The organism is Nostoc sp. (genome assembly GCF_036916655.1).
GTDB lineage: Bacteria > Cyanobacteriota > Cyanobacteriia > Cyanobacteriales > Nostocaceae > Nostoc.
Genome location: NZ_JBALFY010000093.1, coordinates 244,046 through 262,886, shown reverse-complemented (window position 1 = coordinate 262,886; position 18,841 = coordinate 244,046). Strand labels below are relative to the sequence as shown.

The window sequence follows — 18,841 nt, the reverse complement described above, 5'->3', positions numbered from 1 at the left end:
TTGGTGATTTTTTGATGGTGTTCCATAAAACTAAATTTGCAGACTTTCATGATATTTTTTATTCCTTTAGTATCAGGTAAAATATTCCCTAATCTGATAAGGATATTTTTTTAGAGTCAAAAATAAACTCAAATTGAATGTAATTTCTGAGAGAATCCCCTCAAGATAATCTCGCGATCGCTAACAAGTAGACTTAAGTATTTTTAGGTAGCTTCACAGTAAATAAGCTACCTTTACTTACTTCCGAAACGACTTGGATACTTCCTGCGTGTCCTTCGACAATCCGGTGAGATAGATGTAATCCTAAGCCACTACCTGAGCGTTTATTTTTACCTTGGCGAAATCGCTCAAAAATGGTTGCCTGATCTTCTGGCGCAATCCCATATCCTGTATCTTCTATCTCAATTGTTACTAAATCTGGATTTCCTGACTGAGATGGTGTTTCAAAAATGCGGATGGTTATGCCTCCTGTATCTGTAAATTTGATGGCATTTGCAACCAGATTGTTTAGCACTCGCCGTAGTTCTAAGCGATCGCCCATAATAATACCAGCATTTGGACTCAGTGGATCTAATTTACTGGTATCTATTTCTAGAGTCAAGCCTTTTTCATTTGTTAAGGGACTGAGTTCACTGACTACTTCTTGAGATATCTCACGTAAATTACACTCTTCCCAATTCAACGTTTTTTTACCTGCCTCGAAGCGATAGACTTCTAACAGGGTGTTCACCATTTCCATCAAATTTTGGTTACTGCGAATCATGACTGCGATCGCCTGTTTCATTTCCGGCGAAATTTTGCAGAATGTTTCCATTTCAAACAAATTCAACATACGATCGGCGGCTACTAGGGGAGTTCGCAAATCATGAGTCAGGCGGGAAACAAAGTCTTCCCGTTGGCGGGCCATTTTTTGCTGTTCGTCTAGACTATGCTTGAGACGCAATAGCGATCGCACTCTTGCCAGTAATTCATCAGTATCAAATGGTTTACGAATAAAATCGTCAGCACCAGCATCTAAACCTTCGACAACGCTGGATTGGTGAAAGGCAGTAATCAACAAAATTGGAATATAAGAAATTGCAGGGTTCTTCCGAATCCGACGTGTGACTTCATAACCATCTATCCCTGGCATCATCACATCTAACAGAATTAGATCGGGTGGAGATTGGTCAATTTTCTGCAAAGCCTTTATTCCATCTGAAGCCAAATCAATTTCATAGCCCTCACTCTCTAAAATTGCTTGAACTAAAATAAGATTATCTCGAGTGTCGTCAACTGCGAGGATACGATAAATTTTATTATTTTCAACTACAGACATGATTTATCAGTTTTTTTGGAAGTAATTTATATTTTAAATTTAGGATATCCTATTTTATGCTTTCCTACCTCGATAAGATGACTGCGGAGGATTTTTAGCAGGGCAAAAAAAATCGTCATCATCTAACTGCGAAGTTGGAGCATCAACATCTACAGTCGGTAATGTAATTTGACGTGGCAATTCAATTTTAAACATTGAACCAACTCCTACTTTGCTCTCAAGAAATATTTTGCCACCCATCATTCGCACCAGTGAATCGATAATTGCCAAACCCAGACCTGTACCTGGATATTTGCGAGTGATAGTTTGATCGACTTGCCGAAATGCTTCAAAAATATGTTTAAAATCTTTCGGTGCTATGCCAACACCTGTATCCTGAACAATAATTACCACTCGATTTGCAGGTAGTTCTTTAACTTCAACCCAAATTTCACCAGAATCGGTGAATTTAATGGCGTTGGAAAGTAGGTTAATTAAAATCTGTTTGATCCTAACTGGATCGTTAAATACTAAAGGATTTTGTAAATCGGTTTTTATTAATAACGAAAGATTTTTCGCCTCAGCTAGGGAGCGTATTTCACTAACGGCAAGATTTATTATCTTTGATATATTAAATATTTCTGCCTTTAAGTCTAATCCTCCTCCCTCCAGCTTGGAAAAGTCGAGAACTTCATTGAGTAACATTAGCAAATGCTTGCCATTATTCAAGATCCGCTCAACCATATCTCTTTGCTGGTGCGTTAGTTGACCGAACTTAGGACGTAGTAAGACTTGCGAAAAACCAATAATCGCATTCATCGGCGTCCTAAGTTCGTGAGACATAGTTGCTAAAAAGAGTGATTTTAGACGTGATGCCTCCAATAACTTAAAGTGTTGCATTTGAATCTGTTGCTGTCGTCTCTCCAGTTCTTGGTTCTTAGAAATTAGTTCTTCATGAGTTTCTCTAAGCTGCTGGCTGACCAAATCTGCCTGCATTTCAGCTTGATAAATGCGAATCGCACTCCGCAAAACTTGCGACAAAGTTTCTGGAGATATTCTAGACTTAGAGAGATAGTCTGTAGCACCAGCTTTCAATAACTGGAGAGTTATTTGTTCATCTCCTTGACCTGTTAGGACTATTAAAGGAACTTTAATTCCTGAAGAACGCAGCTGTTGAACCAAGGTTAGTCCATCTTGGTCTGGTAAGCGATAGTCGAGGAAAACACAATGATATGCAGTAGTGCTTAAGGCGGAAAATGCTTCATTTCCATCGCCTACTTCAGACAGTTCCATCTGAACACCCGCTTTAGTCAAGGCAGAACGAATTGCTATCCGGTCTACTTCGTCATCGTCTACAACCAAAATTTTCAGCGTCTCTTCCATCGGTTTTTATTTTTGCCGCCAAACATAGATTGATGTATAGTATTTTTATTTTCAGATTATCCAACTAAAGAATATAATATTTTCGGACATCTAAAATCTGTAACTTGATTGACTAAGACATTTTGTATAATGTCTGAAACGTTGAGCATTGCAATAATCTCAACATTTTTGACATTGCCTTAGCTTGAATTCAGTCTGTTGTATCTTCAATTGGATTAATTTACCAGAGTTTGGGAATAAAACTCTTAGTAAATGATCGATAGCTCTCAAAAAATTAGCAATTAACGAACTGAAAACTAGCGAACTGAAGACAGCAGATAGAAACTGATATAAAGTAAAATACAATACTTTACCAAGGTTAAGACTAATTGTAATTGAGTGAGCAAGTGACCGTCGTCAGTCATTGGTGAGAGTTGCATACTATTATCCTGTACCATAAGCTTGAACAGTTTTACCCTTTAGATTGATTAGATTAGGTAAATAACAAAATACTGTCTATACCTATTTGTGAATATGAAGTCATTCTACCTGCTGGAATTTCGACAATTTTCTTAGCGATCGCTAGACCAATCATTAGTGTTTTTACAGATGTATTGCAATTACAATGTTCTTAAAACTACCAATATTTAGCCCCTAAGAAAGCTTCCTGACAAAGGCTCCATTAATCGAATAAATCCAAAGGTTTGGTTAAAAACCGCTTGAAACCATCGTTTACTTTCTTTGAAAACAACTTCGACACATTGTAATTTTTTCATTTTCGGAAGCTTTTTTTAAAGTTGTATACAAAATAATACTAAATGAAACATAGCAACTCAAAGCTGGATTATCAGCCAGGAGTAGCAATTTGGCATTCGTTTCAATATTTCATACTTTTTGTGTAAGTATCCATATATCTTCAGCTAGATTTGTCCTCTATCGAAATATAAAAATTTCGGGTATTTATTATTTCTATCGGTGGATGCAGACTGGTTGAAATATCATCTATCTTTAGATTGGGATAATTAGAGATAGTAGTTACAAATAGGTAATACTTTGAAAGATGCAAACAGCGCAAGAGTGAGTGTAGCGATGAATGAAATTAGTATTATTTTAATTGAAGATCATGACTTAACACGAATGGGACTACGAGCAGCATTACAGTCTCACAGTGCATTGAAAGTAATTGGCGAAGCGGCAAATGCAACCCAAGGATTAAAACTTTTAGAAACGGCAAAGCCAGACGTAGCGGTTGTAGATATCGGCTTGCCTGATATGGATGGCATCGAACTCACTCGTAAATTCAGACGCTACCAGGCGGAAACTGGGCAATCGAATACGAAGATTCTCATCTTGACAATGGATCATACAGAAGACGCTGTACTAGCAGCCTTTGCTGCTGGTGCTGATTCTTATTATATGAAAGAAACCAGCATCAGTAAATTAACTGAGGCGATCCAAGCAACTCACGGCGGTAACTCTTGGATCGATCCGGCAATTGCCAACGTGGTATTGCGGAAGATGCGCCAAGGTATTCCTGGAGAAATTCAAGGTTCTGACAAGCCGAAAACTGTAAAAATTGAGGCACTAGCATCAGAATATGAGCAAGTTTTAGAAACATACCCCCTAACTCAACGGGAATTGGAAATACTAGAGTTGATTGTAGGTGGGTGTAGCAATGGGCAAATTGCCGAGAAACTCTACATTACAGTTGGTACTGTAAAAACCCATGTTCGTAATATTCTAAATAAACTGTGTGCTGACGATCGTACACAAGCTGCTGTGAGGGCTTTACGTTCTGGGTTGGTAGCATAAGGAGTGGTGAGTTAAGAGTTAAGAGTTAGGTAGGAATTTTATTTCCCCTCTCTCTGCCTCTCATGCCCAATTTTCATTCAAAAGCGTTCCTGTAAACATTCTGCAATACGTAGTGCGGCTCCTGGTTTACCCATGCGTCGCCCGCCATTTTCGGCAATAATTTGCAAAATATCAGGATCTTTGAAGAGAGACTGTACGACCTTGGCAATTTCTGCTGGCTGATCAATTAAAATCAAAGATGAGCCGAGAAGACGACTTTGAGCTTCAGCAAAGGCAGGGTTATATTGCGGCCCATTACCGGGAATTGCGATCGCAGGTTTCCCTAAACCGATAAACTGTTCTGTGGCTGTACCTGCCATTGCGATCGCTATATCTCCCAAATGCAAGCAATCATTATAGGCTTGTTGTGTCAAGACTAAATAAGCATTTCTTTGTTTAAATGTCAAGGTATTTGGATCGGAGATTTGGATCGGAGATGCTGATTCAGTGCGCCAGCCTTGAGATTGCACACTTTGGGATAAAATATTAGAGTCTAAACCAGGAGCGATCGCACCTAAAAATACTACTGTTTTAGAAGTATAGAAGATCGAATCTCTCTGCTGGAAACTTGCCATCAATGCAGATACGGCAATCATAATTGTTTCCCAGTTGGTATATGCCTCTGGCGGGCGAGAACCAGGAAGAAGAGTTACTACAAAAGGTCGAACTATTTCTCGCTGTTGGACATCCTGACTATAAAATTGATGGCGTGAAAACGTTGGTTCTAGACCATCCATCATGGGATTACCCAAACTGAAAGCTGGAATTGGCCATTGTTTTAATGTTTCCGTTGTCAGTCCATCTCTAGGAAACACCGCCTTACAACGGCGACGACTCATTACCCAACGTTCCCAAGGATGGTAAACTGAACCGGAAAAGTTTTCCCAACGCGCATCTTTAGATTTCCGTGGCAATAATCCAGCTTCATCCCGCACGTAATATTCAGATTTCGCCGTACCGACAAAAGCATAATTAGCGCCACTGAAAGTTGCAAACAACAGGGGGACAATATCTCCCACTGCTAAAATTGCTCTTTTATTACCTAATTTTTTTTGAGAACTTACCCAACGGCGGACAGCTTTAATCTGGCTGAGGGTCAGTTGCAATAAACCACCGCGTACATCCCGCGCTAATTGACGACCATCCATATAGATAAAGCCGCCAGAAGGCATATTAAGGACTGAACCGATAAAGGGGATATCCAACTGTTCATAAGCACGTCCTTCACCCACCAGAGGTAAAGCAAATATCTCTGGTGGGTTTGATTGTCGTTGGAGTTCTTGCAAAATCCGAACTGCAATTACATCTTCCCCATGACCGTTACTTAATACAAGTAACCGCAAAGGAGGGGAGTTAGAAGCTAGAGATGACCGAGATACATTACTCATAGAAACAAAATATCAAAATTAACTGTCTGTTTAGCTAAGAGGTATAAATAGGGAAATCGACGAAGCAGCTGGAAGTTAGTATTATCCCTATTTCTTTACTTCCCTACAACTAATACCAATTTTGGATAGAAATGTAATTGTTTGAAATTGCTCGAACAGCCTTTTGGTCAATACTTTTAATCAAAAATCTAAAATCTAAAATCCAAAATTAGTATAACTCCCAGTTAATTAGGTTAAATATTATGCGAGTTTCTGCTACTGCAATTTTTACTTTAGCTACTTTAGCTGCTGCCAATGTCACCCAGCAAGCAACGGCTGCACCTACTAAAACCGTTACCCCAACTGCAAAAGCTGGTAACTTGGTAGTGCCGATAATTGAAGACACTCCCGCACGAGTAGAGACAATTGCTTCCCCAGAAACTATAGTTGCACAACAATTTTCCCAAAATCCCGTCATTGTGCAAACGGGTGCAAACAAAAATTCTTCAGTAGTCTTAAAGGGTAATTCACCAGTAACACTCCCCCTCATCTCCTCATCCCCCGCTACTGAAAGCAATTTAGTAGTCACAGCTACAGATGTACAGGTAGTGGGAGGCAATCAAGAATTGCAGCAAATCATTCGCAAAGTGATTAAAACCCAGATGGGTGGAGAAACCAGCCAAAGCCAGCTACAAAAAGATGTCGCAGCAATTTTAGATACAGGTTTATTTAGCAATGTCAGTGTGAATAGCCGCAGCACACCCGCTGGATTGAATGTAGTTTATCAAGTGCAACCAGTGCTTGTGCGATCGCTGCAATTATCTGGTGCTAAAGTACTTACTTATCAAGTCGCCCTACAAAGTTTACAATCTCAGATTGGAACCACCATCAGTCCGGCGGGACTGCAACAATCAGTAGCACAAATTAACAAGTGGTACGCCGATAATGGTTATAACTTGGCGCGGGTACTATCAATTAAACCCAATCCTCAAGGAATTCTCACCGTAAATGTTGCTGAAGGTTTGGTGAGTGATATCAAATTTCGCTTTGTCAACGATGAGGGTAAAACCGTTGATAGTAAGGGTAATCCCGTCGGCGGACGCACTAAACCAGATTTCCTGCAACAACAACTCAAGTTGAAACCTGGTCAAATCTTCCAAGAAAATGTCGTCAAGCAAGATATACAACAGCTATATCGTACTGGTTTATTTGAGAGCGTGAATGTCGCCTTAGAAGGAGATGCGACAAAACTTGATTTAGTTTATCAACTCAAAGAAACTGGGGCGCGTGGTGTTAACTTGGGTGGTAGTTACAATGCCGATCAGGGTTTAGTAGGCACAATCAGCTATCAAGATCAGAATGTCGGTGGTGTTAATGATACTTTAGGTGTGAATGTTGGTGTCAGTAGTCGAGACTTGCAGTTTAATACCAAATTTACCAGTCCTTATCGGACAACTAACCCCGATCGCTTGGGCTACACTGTAAATGGTTTTCGTAGTCAGGAACTTTCGGAAACCTTTGATGACAAGATTAAGCTAGCCAACGGCGATAAAGTGCGAGAAGGTAAAATTGGTGGTGGTGTTAGCTTGCAACGACCAATTGACGACTGGAATACCTCATTAGGATTAAACTATACCCGAACTAGTATTCGCGATCGCCAAGGTAATATTACCCCAACTGATGCTCAGGGTAATCCCCTCTCTGCAAGTGGCACTGGTATTGACGACCTAACAACCGTATCCTTCACCGCCACCAAAGACAAACGAGATAATCCCCTCAATCCAACTCAAGGTTCCGTTTTGAGTCTGAGTACAGAACAATCTATACCCATTGGCGAAGGTAATATTTCCCTCAATCGCCTCAAAGCCAACTACAGCCAATATTTACCAGTGCAGTTATTTAATAGCAAACAGCCACAAGTATTTGCAGTTAATCTGCAAGCTGGTACTGTCATTGGGAATTTACCGCCTTACGAAAGTTTTAACTTGGGTGGTTCCAACTCAGTGCGCGGTTACGATTCTGGAGAGGTTGGGAGTGGGCGTAGTTATGTGTTAGCTTCGGCAGAATATCGTTTTCCCGTCTTACCAATCGTAGGCGGTGTATTATTTGCCGACTTCGCCTCAGACTTAGGCTCAGGTGATACTGTATTAGGAGATCCTGCGGGTGTGCGGGATAAACCAGGTTATGGTTTTGGTTATGGGGCGGGAGTGCGATTAAATTCTCCACTAGGCTTAATTCGGGCTGACTATGGCATTAATGACCAGGGAGAAAGCAAAGTGCATCTAGGTATCGGTCAGCGATTTTAATTTCAGTTCAAGCATTGCTGATAGGTTATATCCAAAAATTTATGCATTATCCATAACCCTTGTAGAGACGTAGCAGTGCTACGTCTCTACATTAGCGATCGCTTTTGAAAATGAATATTATAAATTGACCAATTTATTACACAATATTTAATAATATATACATTTCAATAATCCAACAAAAAAATTATTGTCACATTTTCGTAGACATTAATTTTTTATAGTGCTAATCAGACAAAATATCAAAAAATATTATAAGTAATAGTATGGAAAAAAGTGTTATAAATGCCAGCCTTTCCACCCAGAATCTAACCTTTCGTCCAGGTGATACCCCTGTATCATTTGAGGTAACTGTCAATAATGATAGCGATCGCTTTGTCAATTTTCAAATCGAAATTACCGCAGCCGGAGAAACCCGGAACACAGGCTATCGCTGGTATCGACTCGAACCAGAGGTAGCCGCAGCCAAGCCACCCGGTAGTAGTACCATCTTCCAGGTTTTTGTATTCAATACTCCCATTCCGGGATTTGTCGGTACTGTCAACCTGATGGTAAATATTTTTTCACCGCAATTAGCACAACAGTGCAGACTTGTGCTACGCCTGAAAATCGAGCGAGACAACAGACCAACACATTTAAGTGTAGAATTGCCTGTGCGGGAGTTCCAAGTTTATCCCCGCAATTCTGTAGATATACCAGTACGGGTGCGGAACTTGGGGCAACAACCGACTGATGTCGTATTACGTTTTACAGGTATTGATTCATCCTGGCTAGCTGGCAGTGCAGAACGCCGATTATTCTTAGATCCAGGTGGTTTAGCAGAAGCTACATTCCAATGCCAACCTCCTTCTGTAGTGCAAGCGCCCAGTCAAAATTACCCTTTTACCATTGAAGCTGTTAGCAATAATGGTTATCCAACTAATGCTGAAGGTAATGTTGAAGTTTTACCTGTGGGTTTTATAGACTTTACCACCACAGAAAAACACCTGAAAATTCCGAGTAAATCGGCATGGTTGCCTGACTGGAAATCTCATACAGCTTCCTTTGAATTGTTATTTAAAAATGCTAGCAACCTCAACCAGCAAATTAATGTCCAGATGCAGGGTAGAGACTGGCGAAAATGTAGTTTTAAAAAGCTTCCCGAAACTGCCAATCTCCATCTAGGAGAAACAAGTAAAGTCATCCTTGATGTTAAAACAAAACGCCCTTGGCTAGGAATCGGCAAAACTTTATTACTGGAGGCCAAATCGGAATTATCCGACCAACGTTTAGGGAGTACAGACCCAGCCACGCAGACATTAGAAGTGGAGACTTTGCCAATTATACCTTTATGGCTACAATTGGCTGCGATCGCACTTTTAGCCGCACTCCTAGCACTAATCTTTCAACCAAGAAATGTAATGCATACCCGTTCTGTAAACTCAGTGCGTTTTAGTGGCATTGGTTTATCTGTGGTCAGTGGCTCAGATGATTGCACCTTAAGACTTTGGAGAATCGGTACTGATAGCTTAGATCCTGATGATACAGTAAAATACACTGGGCAGCCCGTTGCTTGCGATCAGGCGCAACAACCCAAAGGTTTAATGGCGATTACTGATGACGCCGTAGAAGTCTTACGCTTCATGCCGTTACAAAATAATCGTGCGGCTGTTGGTTTAGATAATGGTGTCATTGAACTCAGAGATGTCCCATCAGGTGCCAAGATTAGCCAACTTCAAGACCTTAAAGATTCTAAAGCAAAAGGCGATCGCGTTTTTGATTTAGCTTTCACTTCAAACTCACTTAACTTATTTAGTGGTTATGGCAGTGGTAAAGTGAGACTATGGTCAAGATCAGCGCCTAACAGTGATTTTCTGCCAGAACCGCAAGTTATTGACGTACAAAGTACATTGAAACTATCAGGTTTCCAAGTCCGGGCATTAAATCTCAGCCCAGATGCAAAAACTCTCGTAATTGCCGGAAACTTCAAACGTTTCATCTTGTGGCAGTGGAATCCAAATCAATCTGATAAACAATCTCCCAGTTTATTAGTACAAAATCTAGAAAAACTAGACCCATTAGTTGGGCGTGAAGACTATATCTGGGGATTGGCTTTTGTTCCTAACTCGACTAGAAAAATCCTCGCAACATCTGATTCTGCGGGCTTCATTACAATTTGGGATTTAAATCAGTGTCAAACTATCAAAAATCCAAATCCCCTTGAAAAAGTAAATGAACTTAATTGTTCACCCCTAGACCGTTGGTCAGCATCAAAAACATCTGTGCGGACTCTCGCATTTAGTGACGATGGTAGTCTCTTAGTAAGTGGTGGCGATGATGGACGAGTCGTGGTTTGGTACTTAACCTCCGAACATAAACTCGACAAAACAAAAGCAGCAGAAGGTAAAACAATTTACCAAAGCGCTAAAAAAATCAATAGTATCGACTTGAAAACTAATCAAGGAACCATGATTGTAAGTGGTGGTGAAGATTTTCAGGTCAAACTACATCGCATCAAATAAGGAAGTCGATATATGCAAGCAAAATTCAATCCCCTACAAGTTGTTATCAACCCACCTGGAATTCAATTTGGGATGCCAGGAGATACTATTGAACTCTATATTGTTGTAATCAATCGGGGAGATCAAAGTGCGGTTATTGACTTATATTTTGTTTTTGACGAAGTATTTCAAAATTTAACTGGCTGGTCTACTTCTCCTAGAGAAAGTTTAGCATTAGCTTCAGGGCAAAATAGCGACGAAGTAAAATTTGAGTTTGAAATTGCTGCAAATGCTCTCCCCGGAACCTATGACTATACACTAGTCGTAGATTCACCTCTACATTATCCCCAAGATACTCCCATAACCTTCCCCAACCAAATTAAGGTTCTGCTAAAAGAACAGACTGCAATTCGGGTAAATGACCCGACATTTTCCCTTAGACCTAACACCAACCCCAACAAACCACTAATTTTCAATCCTAGTGAACCTCTGCAAGTGGAAGTAATAGTAGACAATCGCTCTTATCTTGTAGATAGGTTCCGCTTGAGTTGCCCAGATTTAGATGATGACTGGTTCACAATTAATTATCCTGCAACTGGGTTTGAAGGGACAGGGTTAGTGTCTGACGTGACTGCACTAGAACTAAATCCTGGTACTCAAGGTCAAATATTCTTGAAATTTCACCCACCTGGGGATACTCTGGCGGGAAGCTATTCTCCGACAATCCGCTTGTATTCAGAAAACTCTCCAGACTTAGTATTACTGGATTTGGTGTATATCCAAATTCCGACAAATTATCACCTAGATATAGAACTTCATACCATCTTGGCACAAGTTAGCCGTAGCCTTGGTAAATACGAATTATCACTAGCTAATCGGGGCAATATTATCCGCGAGCTGATATTAAACTTAAAAAGTCGAGACGAAGAAGAATTATATACTTACAAATTTGAACCTACTGAAATCAGATTATTACCTAATAGAAGTGCCGTAGCTAATTTGACGGTTAAACCCAGACCTTGGTGGCGACGACCGTGGTTTGGTGCAGGACTAGCGATCAATTTTCAACTCGACATCAAAGACCAACAAAGCTTACCTCTACCTAACACATTGCCTCAAGGAACTTTGGTATGGAAACCCCGTCCTTTGTGGCAATTTATTTTGTTAATTTTGGTAGTTTTAGGCTTACTAGGAGGCATAGGATTCCTCATTTGGCGAATTTTAAATCCCGATCCTTTAAGATTAGAAAATTTTAGTGCAAATGACTCTCAAATCACTGAAGGCGATGAAGTAGCTTTAAAGTGGGATATTCACAATTATCAACAGTTGCAAAAGTTAGTTCTCACAGCCAAAGGTTCGCAACCGATTCAGCCTATTACTTATGACTTTAGCAATGGCATTCCTGAAACACTGGGTAAGGGAAATGCTAATGAAATTCCTCCTTGTCAGGTGCAAGATAAACAACACCTAATTTGTAGCAACGTTAAAACTGGAGTGAAAACAAAAGGAAATTACACTTTTGAGTTACAGGCATTTTATCGTAATGGTATCCAATTATTTTCTCCCAAGAATCAAATAGCCAGCCAAACAACCCAAATAGAAATAGCTGAAAAACAAATTGCGGAAGTACTTAGTTTTCAAACGGATAAACCACTGTATACAAAAGGTCAAAATATTCTTTTAAGTTGGACAATTGCCCGTCCCTTATTATTAGGACAAATTCAAATTGCTGGCAATGCAGATGATGGTACATTATATAGTGAACCAATTACTTATAAATTTAATCAAGGTAATCTTGCCGATCCGAAACTCCAAAAGCTATGTACACAACAAAATCAACAACTACGATGTATAAATATTCCTCTTCTAGCATATAAAGCTGGTAAGTATGCGTTTGAAATTAAAGCTTTTCCTAACAATGGAAGTCAAAAAACTAGTTTGAAAAAGACTGAATCAAAAATTGAAATATTACCAAAACCATTTAAAATTGTCTTTTTTAGAATCAATGGTAGCGAACAACCAAATCTGGTTCTCAACGAAGGCGAATCTGCTACCTTGAGTTGGAGAGTAGAGGGAGAAAATATTCAAGTTAAACTTCTACCATACGGCAATGATGTTCCAGCCGTTGGTTCTATGAAGCTTCCAGTCAATCAAGCTTTCCCCCCTCAAATTGGACTGCTAGTCAATGATATATCTGGTAAGCAACAACCCCAGCAACGAGGATTTGCAATCACAGTGATCAAAAAAGTAGAGCCGACTCCTATACCTAGCATTAACCCAATTCCACCGACTCTGCCACCTAGTAATAACCCATTTAAGACTCCCTTACCTCTGAGGAAAGGTTTTTAATTGGTTTATTGGAAAAAATAAAAGTCTTTAGGAGTTACGCAATGACAAAAAACGTCACCCATATATACTAAGCTGCACAACGTTAAAAAAATTGACTTTGACAAAGGCATACTAGCTCAATTCCGATTTTTCTGAAAAGCTCTACGTCTTTGCCCATTTTCAAACAGAGGTTTTCGCAACGGTACTACCTCAGCTTCACTACTCTCCCGTGCTACCCGAATCAGCAACCCAGCAGCTACTAAACTGGCAATCATCGAATTACCACCATAACTAAACATAGGCAAAGGTAAACCAGTAGTTGGTAGAGAACCTGTAGCAACACCGATGTGAAGCAATGATTGTCCTACCATCAAAATCGTCACACCGATCGCAACTAATCTATGTACTATATTTTTAGCCTTGAGCGCCACAATTAATCCAAGAGTGGCGAATGTAGCTAAAAGTACTAACAGCACCATACTGCCAACAAAGCCAAACTCTTCAGCGAACACCGCAAAAATAAAATCAGTATCTTGAATTGGTAAATAAAACAGCTTTTGTTGAGAAAGCCCATATCCGGCTCCCCAAGTTTTACCAGAACCCACAGCTAGTAGACTTTGCACCAACTGGTATCCATCTCCTGTAGCATCCGCCCAAGGATTCAGGAATGACATTACCCGCTTACGCTGGTACTCTTTAATACTAATACTGAGTACTGCTAACATCACTCCACCAACTGCTGTTCCTCCCAGGTACTTGTAAGGTAAGCCAGCTGCGAGAGCAATTAGCCAAATAGTCATACCGCAAAGTGCCGTTGTACTCAAGTTAGGCTGGGCAAGAATTCCTAAAAGTACCAGACCGAAAACACCTAACCAAGCCAAGCGAACCCGCCAACTGATTCGTTCCCACTGACCAAAAAGCCGCGCACTTTGCAGCACCAAAAAGGGTTTAATTAATTCTGAAGGTTGAATCGGAATTGGCCCGATCGCAATCCAACGCGCTGCATCAAAAGCTTTTCTTCCTAATCCTGGGATCAGTGTCACGAAAATTAACCCCAAAAACAGCAACAAAAACCAATGGGATAGTCCCAAAATTTTCTGCAACGGCGAATTAACAATAATATTGAATCCAATTAAGGAAACGAAAACCCAAAGCAGTTGACGCTTAAAGTAGTACAACCCATCATTCTGACGGGCGTCAGCGACGGCATAGGATGCTGAAAATAGCATGATCAAGCCGATGAACAGCCAAATCAACGTTAACCAGCGCAACAACCGCGCTTCTAAGGCCCAGTTGGAGACTGAACTATCAAAAATTGGAATCAGGCGGCGTAGATTCACGATCGGTACAGGTAAAAGTTAGAATTTAGGAGTTAAAAATAAAACTCATAAATCATAACTTATAACTCATAAGTAGGCTTTACAACCATAAATCTTAGAGTTGTCAACTTCAATACACTACTATTTCAATATTTCTGACAAATTGCGATCGCTATTCCGCAATACAGAAGTAGTATTTTATACCTATTTTTTAGAATTTTTATAGTTAAGAGCGATCACTCAACAATTGACTTAAAGTATTTATTTAATTAAACTTAATGATTTCACGCAATTAACTAGTTGTTTATCCATAGATAAGGGAATTTCAATCCAGAACTCAGTCCCTTGCCCAGGTTCCGATACACATCTAAGTGTTCCCCCATGTTTTTCAACTACAATCTGATAGCTAATTGATAAACCTAATCCTGTACCCTTACCTACAGGCTTAGTTGTAAAAAATGGATCAAACAGTCGTTCCTTAACTGCTTCTGTTATTCCTGAACCATTATCGGCAATTCGGATCACACAGTTTGTTTCAATGATTTCCGTAGTAATTGTAATAATATTAGGATTAGCATGGATTTCTGCGATCGCGCGTTTAGTATCATAGTTATCGAGCGCATCGATTGCATTACTAATAATATTCATGAATACTTGATTGAGTTGACCAGCGTAGCAATCTACTAAAGGCAAATCTCCATAATTCTTAACTACTTTAATTCCAGGATGATCGACACTATTCTTGAAGCGACTCTGTAAAATCAGCAAAGTACTATCTAGTCCCTGATGAATATCAACTCTTTTCTTCTCCGCTTCATCAAGACGAGAGAAATTCCGCAGAGACAAGACAATTTCAGAGATCCGTTCGGCTCCTACTTCCATTGAATCTAGGATTTTGGGCAAATCATCTAGTAAAAAATCTAACTCAATTTCTTTAATATATTCTTTAATTTCTGACACAGGATTGGCATAAAATTGCTGGTAAAGATACACAAGATTTAGTAAACACTGTGTATAATCCTTTGCATACTTCAAATTACCGTAAATAAAATTAACAGGATTGTTAATTTCGTGAGCAACTCCTGCAACTAACTGCCCTAAACTAGACATTTTCTCAGCTTGGATTAATTGGGCTTGAGTTTGTTGTAGCTCCCGGAGAGATTTTTCCAATTTTTTAGACTGAGCCTCAGCAATTTCTGCTAAATTCTCCTTGATTTGTAGCGCACTGCGTAGTTGCGCCCTTTGCTGTTTCAGTTCACTTGTTAACTTTTTGGCATCAGCCAAAGCAGTATTCTGAGCTTGTAGCAGAAACAGGAAATCAACAATAGGGTCGTGAATTGCAAAGTCTTTGAGTTTAATACCCAGAGGAGCCAGGCTAGTTGTATCTGTAATCCAGGGAGAACCTAAAAAAAATATTACATCCTCCTCTGGTTGATACATCATCTGCCCCTTGAGATGCATTCCATTGTGGAGAAACTCTAATATAAACAGGGCACGAGACTGTTTACTGATAACATCAAAATCGACTAAAATTTTTGGACGATTGATCTGGAAATGCTGCTCAATCAATTTACCAACCAATGCTTCAGGACAAATACGCCCGAAGACATCACCAGCTTGTACAATTTCCCGATTACGGCTAAAGGCAAAGTGGAAAGGAAAAGCTTTCGCCAGTAACTCTGGTGAAAGTGTAAGGTGAGGAGGAGCCATGCTACTGCACTCAATTTGGTTTATAAATCACTAAAAATTCATCATGTTCAGCGCCCTCATCTCGACTTTGGGTTTGGGTAACATGAACTTCTGTATCAAACTTACTTCCCAATCCCTTGACTAATCCAAGAATCATTGGCGCTAGTCCTTCTCTATCAGAGCGATAATGTAAGCTCAGAGAATTTTCTTCCATATCAGTACATTCAAATGATGGGGGTTGGAGTTTAGGAAAACTAACTCCTACACGAGCATGAAGATTATCAAGGTTTTCTAAAAACTCAGGTAGTTCATCTCCACTCATATCCATCATTTCACCATAGCCTTCTTGGGCTGTATACTGAACCCAGAATTCTCCAAAGGCTTGCATAATCTCATTGGCAGATAAACCCAAAATGGCACTAGCAGCTTTTACCAGCTTGTGGGTGATGTCATCGGGATAGCCTTCCATACTGAGAAAAACATCTACATCCACCTCTGCTTTGTGCTTAATTTTTTTCCAAGTTTCTTCGCCAAAGCGACTGCACACCATGTCTTGAATCGCCTTGTTTACTAAACCGTACATGGAAGCCTCCTCTTGCTGCACCTAATTTTGCTTTGTGAATTTGCCTAAGACTCGACAACTAATTTTTTAAAAGGCTTAATTTAAATGACAAAATTTTCTGTAATCAAACCTTGAAATATTTTATTACAGCTTTAAAAACCGAAAAAATAGGGAAAACTGTTTGCATTTTAATGCTATAAATACTCATTATCACAACCGTATTTTCACTTATTACTTCTGCCCAGTGGTCTGTCCCAAAAGTTTTGAGAGGTTAGTGATGTTCAGATCCCCGACTTTTTCAAGAAGTCAAGGATCTAGCAGCCCCACAAAATTAATGGGACAGATTATTAGATGGCTTTAAGGTGAGGTTTTGTAGTAAGTATTTTAGTGTTTACTACAAATTTACTTGACTTAATCTTGACAGAGTAACTACAGCGATTCATCAAAAGGCAGCCATGAATCGGGATACAAGCTATATTTGGAAATTTGACGCTGAATGCCGTTAAAAAATTGGACACGGGCATCCATCGCTTCAGCAATCGCTAGCTTTACCTTGATATCCTCTTCATTCATAGTGATTCGAGGTTCAATAACTGCTGCTAGCTTCGCTGCATGACTATCATCTACATCAATATGGACTTCAAAAAAGATCAAGGCTTCTTTGGGTAAGGGAGCAGCGCCAACAATTCCTTTGTATAGTTGTGTGTATAGCGAACTAACAATCCCTTCGGAAGCATAACAGACAGCACCCAGTGCAGCTAAATAGCCGTACTTATGTGGCATTTGTAAGTAAGTTTCAATCAGGGCGCGAGTTTCCGGTGCAGTGGGTAGTGATGCTAAAGTTTCGTCATGGATACCAAGGGCGCGGGTAAATTGACGAAACAATTCTGGGTGAGACTGAGTTACATCTCCCTGTCCCATTTCGTCAAACAGGTTTTCCAAGATAACTAACTGACTACTTTCATCTTGGCAGCAAGACAAAATGCTAGCCAAGATGCGATTAAATTCTTTAGAGAATTTGTACATCTGAACAGCTAGTACTTGTATGTCTGGTAAAAATAAATTTCCAGTCCGACAGCGAGTTAAGAACTCATGATTCCATAGAGGATGATTAATCGCTATTTCATGAAAGGAATTTCTAACTAAAGAAGGTGTCTGTATCATCGTGATATTTGTAAGGCTAGATGGAGGGGTTGATCGAGTAAGGGGCTAAAAAATGATTCATCTATTGCGATATGTTCTGGAGTCACACGCAATTCCTGTAAGATTGGCATCGTATTGAAGCCAGCCATTTTCAAAGCATTAAAGTAATCCTCAAGAGTTTTATGAATCAATTGCACATTTAGCCAAGAACCATCTCGTTTCCAAATACGACCAGGAAACTGCTGATCTCGCTTGCTGAAGTAGCCTGAACCCTCAACTTGAAAATAAAACGGATATGCTGCCTCCCGCATATATGGAAAAGATGGATGGGGAACACTAAATACAAATCGACCGCCCGGACGAAGAATGCGTGCAACTTCTGCCATGCATTCTTGGGTCTGAGCAATTGTCAAATAGTTAAATAAAAACACTGCTACCACTAAATCAATTTCGCCATCATCAAACTGCTTGAGATTGGTAGCACATCCTACTTCATAGCTAATACCCAACGAATCTTCTATTTCTTGCGATTTTGCTGCTGCAATCATACTTTCGGAAAGGTCTATTCCATGTACCCATGCAGCGCCACGTCGGCTTAATTCTCGACTGCAATAACCTTCACCACAGCCGATATCAAGTACTCGCAAACCAGCAACAGGCTCACAAAGCCCTAATACAAAAGGGCGTGCGGTAAAGTCTGATAAGGAAGTAGGTTCTCCTCTAATCCATTCTGATGCTGTGCGATTATATAAGTTTTTAGTTGAGTTTTTGTGATTCACATTTGACATTTATCAGTATTGATTTATACTTAATTTACGCTTACTGAATTTAGTCCAAACGGGCTAAAATCATGAATATCTATTATTTAATAATGAATTTGTTTTACTGATAAGGTTGATCTTACCGATTTTCGCTTACTTGTCGATTTTGCGTTTAAAAACTAGCCTTTTCAAAGGAGTAGCTAACCTGAAAAGTGTCATCTTATTAGTTTCTTTAAATATAAACACCTAAATTGTATTTAACTTCATAAACTTGCGTTGTTACTTAGTTAATAGCAACTTTACATATAGATAGTTTGGCTTTTAAGCTCCAACTTCATCTATGCTTTATTAAATAAGTTAAAATTAACTCTTTTAGTCA

At 39.7% G+C, this 18,841-nt stretch carries 12 protein-coding genes; 4 read left to right on the top strand and 8 right to left on the bottom strand.

The window, feature by feature from the left end:
- Positions 1-193: 193 nt before the first annotated feature.
- Together V7L31_RS25215 and V7L31_RS25210 are read right to left on the bottom strand one after the other, a co-directional pair.
- The gene (locus V7L31_RS25215; RefSeq protein ID WP_334698800.1) at positions 194-1,318 is read right to left on the bottom strand and encodes an ATP-binding response regulator; all 1,125 of its coding nucleotides are present in this window, start codon (positions 1,316-1,318) and stop codon (positions 194-196) included.
- Between the two features lie 54 nt (positions 1,319-1,372).
- Positions 1,373-2,680 (bottom strand): ATP-binding response regulator, encoded by a 1,308-nt coding sequence (locus V7L31_RS25210; RefSeq protein WP_334698799.1) that lies wholly within the window; start codon positions 2,678-2,680, stop codon positions 1,373-1,375.
- 1,068 nt (positions 2,681-3,748) lie between these two features.
- On the opposite strand from V7L31_RS25210, the gene V7L31_RS25205 reads away from it, so the two are divergent.
- Positions 3,749-4,471 (top strand): response regulator transcription factor, encoded by a 723-nt coding sequence (locus V7L31_RS25205; RefSeq protein WP_179064032.1) that lies wholly within the window; start codon positions 3,749-3,751, stop codon positions 4,469-4,471.
- Positions 4,472-4,548: 77 nt separating this feature from the next.
- On the opposite strand, the gene V7L31_RS25200 is transcribed toward V7L31_RS25205, so the two are convergent.
- Entirely contained in the window at positions 4,549-5,898 is a 1,350-nt protein-coding gene (locus V7L31_RS25200) for a lipid-A-disaccharide synthase-related protein (RefSeq protein ID WP_334698798.1), read from the bottom strand.
- Positions 5,899-6,140: 242 nt separating this feature from the next.
- Between V7L31_RS25200 and V7L31_RS25195 the strand changes: the two genes are divergently transcribed.
- The 3 genes from V7L31_RS25195 (at position 6,141) to V7L31_RS25185 (ending at position 13,009) form a co-directional block, all read left to right on the top strand.
- Positions 6,141-8,183, top strand: coding sequence for an outer membrane protein assembly factor (locus V7L31_RS25195; RefSeq protein WP_334698797.1), 2,043 nt, complete (start codon positions 6,141-6,143; stop codon positions 8,181-8,183).
- 263 nt (positions 8,184-8,446) lie between these two features.
- Entirely contained in the window at positions 8,447-10,681 is a 2,235-nt protein-coding gene (locus tag V7L31_RS25190) for a hypothetical protein (RefSeq protein WP_334698796.1), read from the top strand.
- A gap of 12 nt (positions 10,682-10,693) precedes the next feature.
- Complete coding sequence (locus V7L31_RS25185) at positions 10,694-13,009, top strand: COG1470 family protein (protein ID WP_334698795.1); 2,316 nt, start codon at positions 10,694-10,696, stop codon at positions 13,007-13,009.
- Positions 13,010-13,125: 116 nt separating this feature from the next.
- On the opposite strand, the gene V7L31_RS25180 is transcribed toward V7L31_RS25185, so the two are convergent.
- The 5 genes from V7L31_RS25180 to V7L31_RS25160 form a co-directional block, all read right to left on the bottom strand.
- Positions 13,126-14,328: an FtsW/RodA/SpoVE family cell cycle protein gene (locus V7L31_RS25180; RefSeq protein WP_334698794.1), complete on the bottom strand. Its 1,203-nt coding sequence runs from the start codon at positions 14,326-14,328 to the stop codon at positions 13,126-13,128.
- A 240-nt stretch (positions 14,329-14,568) separates the two neighbouring features.
- Complete coding sequence (locus V7L31_RS25175) at positions 14,569-16,017, bottom strand: sensor histidine kinase (protein ID WP_334698793.1); 1,449 nt, start codon at positions 16,015-16,017, stop codon at positions 14,569-14,571.
- 10 nt (positions 16,018-16,027) lie between these two features.
- On the bottom strand, positions 16,028-16,579 hold the full coding sequence (locus tag V7L31_RS25170; RefSeq protein WP_292849785.1) for a heme NO-binding domain-containing protein: 552 nt from the start codon (positions 16,577-16,579) through the stop codon (positions 16,028-16,030).
- Positions 16,580-16,987: 408 nt separating this feature from the next.
- On the bottom strand, positions 16,988-17,722 hold the full coding sequence (locus tag V7L31_RS25165) for a TenA family transcriptional regulator (protein ID WP_334698792.1): 735 nt from the start codon (positions 17,720-17,722) through the stop codon (positions 16,988-16,990).
- Positions 17,719-18,489: a class I SAM-dependent methyltransferase gene (locus tag V7L31_RS25160; protein WP_334698791.1), complete on the bottom strand. Its 771-nt coding sequence runs from the start codon at positions 18,487-18,489 to the stop codon at positions 17,719-17,721. Before V7L31_RS25160 ends, V7L31_RS25165 begins: the two co-directional genes overlap by 4 nt.
- Between the last annotated feature and the right edge of the window lie 352 nt (positions 18,490-18,841).